This window comes from Paradesulfitobacterium ferrireducens, from assembly GCF_017310645.1.
Taxonomy (GTDB): domain Bacteria; phylum Bacillota; class Desulfitobacteriia; order Desulfitobacteriales; family Desulfitobacteriaceae; genus Paradesulfitobacterium; species Paradesulfitobacterium ferrireducens.
This window is the reverse complement of record NZ_JAFLRH010000014.1, coordinates 1-2,795: the sequence shown is the minus strand read 5'-3', so window position 1 is coordinate 2,795 and position 2,795 is coordinate 1. Positions and strand designations below refer to the sequence as shown.

Annotated in this window: 3 protein-coding genes; all 3 read left to right on the top strand. The window is 50.4% G+C overall.

The features are described from left to right. The first annotated feature begins 149 nt into the window (after window positions 1-149). The 3 genes from tnpA to tnpC all read left to right on the top strand — a co-directional run bounded on the left by tnpA (window position 150) and on the right by tnpC (window position 2,566). Complete coding sequence (tnpA, locus tag J0X21_RS04335; protein WP_206810967.1) at window positions 150-524, top strand: IS66 family insertion sequence element accessory protein TnpA; 375 nt, start codon at window positions 150-152, stop codon at window positions 522-524. Beyond that, entirely contained in the window at window positions 518-871 is a 354-nt protein-coding gene (gene tnpB / locus J0X21_RS04330; protein ID WP_206810966.1) for an IS66 family insertion sequence element accessory protein TnpB, read from the top strand. The genes tnpA and tnpB overlap by 7 nt, the downstream gene beginning before the upstream one ends. 69 nt (window positions 872-940) lie before the next feature. Then, a complete protein-coding gene (gene tnpC, locus J0X21_RS04325; RefSeq protein ID WP_236006069.1) occupies window positions 941-2,566 on the top strand; it encodes an IS66 family transposase in 1,626 nt (541 codons plus the stop codon). Window positions 2,567-2,795: the final 229 nt, after the last annotated feature.

The window sequence follows — 2,795 nt, the reverse complement described above, 5'->3', positions numbered from 1 at the left end:
GTAAGCGTCAAATATAACGACACATAGCTCACTCCTCTTTTCTGTGAGAAACTATGTAAGTGAGAGCATCCTGAGATATAGCTAGATATAGCGAGATATCGCGAGAACACTCAGTAGCTCTTAATACTACTCTCAGGAGAGGATAACAAATGGAACTGCAAAAGGTGAAACATGAGCTTAAAGTGGAGGAATGGCGCAAGCTTATCTATGAGTGTCGGAACAGCGGACAAACGGTGCGCGCTTGGTGCAATGAGCGCCATATCAGCCCACAGACCTATTACAGGTGGCAACGTGTGGTTTGGGACGCAGGGACACAAAATCTTGCCGAAAGATCAAAGCGGCAGTCAGTCATGAAGCAGGAGGAAACAGCAGTATTTGCAGAGTGCCTAATACCGGCTCCGGTTCAGAACGCGTCTGCGGCCGCCGTAATCATTCGTCTGAATACCGTCACGCTGGAAATTCAAAACGGGGTTAGTCCCGAAACCGTGGAAGCGGTCCTGAGAGTGGTGAAAGCGCTGTGTTAGATGTCACGCGTGCAGCGCATGTGTATCTCGCCTGCGGTTACACAGACCTGCGGCGAGGCATTGACGGATTGGCCGCTATGGTACAGCAACGCTTTCAGCTTGACCCCTTTTCGGACAGTCTTTTTCTGTTCTGTGGCCGGCGCACTGATCGGATTAAAGCGCTCTACTGGGAAGGAGACGGGTTCGTGCTTCTGTATAAGAGGTTAGAGAACGGGCGTTTTCAATGGCCGAGAACCCCAGAAAACGTCCGGGCACTCACGGCGCAGCAGTTTCGCTGGCTCATGGAAGGGCTCTCCATCGACCAACCCAAAGCCCTGCGTCCGATGGCCGATCTATGCATTATTTAAATGCCTGAAAGCCTTGAAAATACTGAGTTTTTCATTGTTAACCAAGGTAAAATACGGTATAATTTAAGTATGAAAAACGTGCATGAAACTGCTAAAGAAAGCGCCGAAGTCGTCACGATTTCGCGCACAGAATATAATGAATATCTTTCATTGAAGACCCAAAACGCTGAATTGTCGCGTCAGGTAGAGTGGTTTCTCGAGCAACTGCGCCTGGCTCGTCAAAAACGTTTTGGGTCTTCGTCCGAGCAGAGTAAATATGACGGCTGGGAGCAGCCGAACCTATTCAATGAAGCAGAAGTCTTCGCGGATGAAGCCGTGCCGGAACCGGAGCTAACCGACGTGAAGAAATACGTTCGCAGGAAGCGCCGGGAAACAAAGGATAGCTTGCCCGAGAATCTGCCTGTCGAAACCACCGAGCATTTCCTGCCGGAGAATGAACGCAACTGCCCGGTATGCAATGACGAGATGCAAATCATCGGGAAGACCGTGCAACGGCGGCTAAAACTCATTCCGGCTAGTGCAGTGATCCTGGAGGATATCTACTATACCTACGCCTGCCGAACCTGCGAAAAAACCGGAACCAACGTCCCCGTGATCAGAACACCACAGAGAAACAACGTTATCAAAGGCAGCTTTGCCTCACCGGAGGCGGTGGCGCACATCATCACGCAAAAATTTGTCATGGGAGCCCCGCTGTACCGGCAGGAGCAAGCTTTTTTACGTCAGGGACTAAAGCTTTCACGACAAACCTTATCCAACTGGGTGCTAAAAAGCACCGAGGATTGGCTGGAGCCCATCTACCGTGAACTGCATCGCAGGCTTTGCGCCCGGCAGGTACTGCACGGGGATGAAACCACTCTGCAAGTGCTGCGGGAACCGGGCAAATCCGCTCAGTCCAAGAGCTACATGTGGCTGTATCGGACCAGCGGAGATACCGGACAGCCGATTATTCTGTATGAATACCAGCCAGACCGAAAAGCTCAACGCCCGGCTGAGTTTCTGAAAGGATTTTCCGGATATTTGCATGCGGACGGGTACAGCGGCTACCATAATTTGCCGAGCCAGATTACAGTGGTGGGCTGCTGGGCGCATGCCCGACGAAAATTTGATGAAGCCCTGAAAGCTCTCCCGGAAAAAGACCGGGAGGGGTCTTTAGCCCTGCGCGGAAAACACTATTGCGACATGCTGTTTGACATTGAAAAACAACTGGCAGCATACCCGTCGGAAAGACGCTATGAGAAACGTCAGGAACTCGCAAAGCCGGTGCTTGACGCCTTTTCGACGTGGTTAAGAGCTCAGAAAACAGCGCCGAAATCAGCAATTGGCAAAGCAATCTATTACCTACAGGAACAGTGGCCTTGGCTTAAAAACTATCTCTTAGACGGACGGCTGGAGATCAGCAACAACCGGGCGGAACGCAGCATCAAACCCTTCGTCATTGACCGGAAGAACTTTTTGTTTGCCAACACTCCCAAAGGGGCACAGGGCAGCGCCGTCATGTTCAGTCTAATTGAGACAGCGAAGGAAAACGGATTGGATCCCTACCGCTTTTTAAGTTATGTCTTTGACGCGGCACCTAACATGAATCTTAGTGACCAGAAACAGTTAGCGCAGTTGCTGCCTTGGAACGCGCCAGAGACGTGCAAAGTCCCACCAGGTTTAAATGAGAGGAGTCCACATGAAAAAGCAAAGTAATATTAATACGGTTCTCGATATGGTCGAAGCGTTCCTCAAGGGTAACATGAGCCGTATCGATTTCCAGTTGGATTTCCCCTACGAAGTATAACAGCGCTACCAGAACATGGCCCGTGAAGATGAGGAATTTACAAGGTTAATTGATGATCGTTTGGTTGAAGACGGTGTTTATCAAGGCGAACGCCTCAGCGATGAAGCATTCCGGGAACTCATACGGAAACAGTTTTTG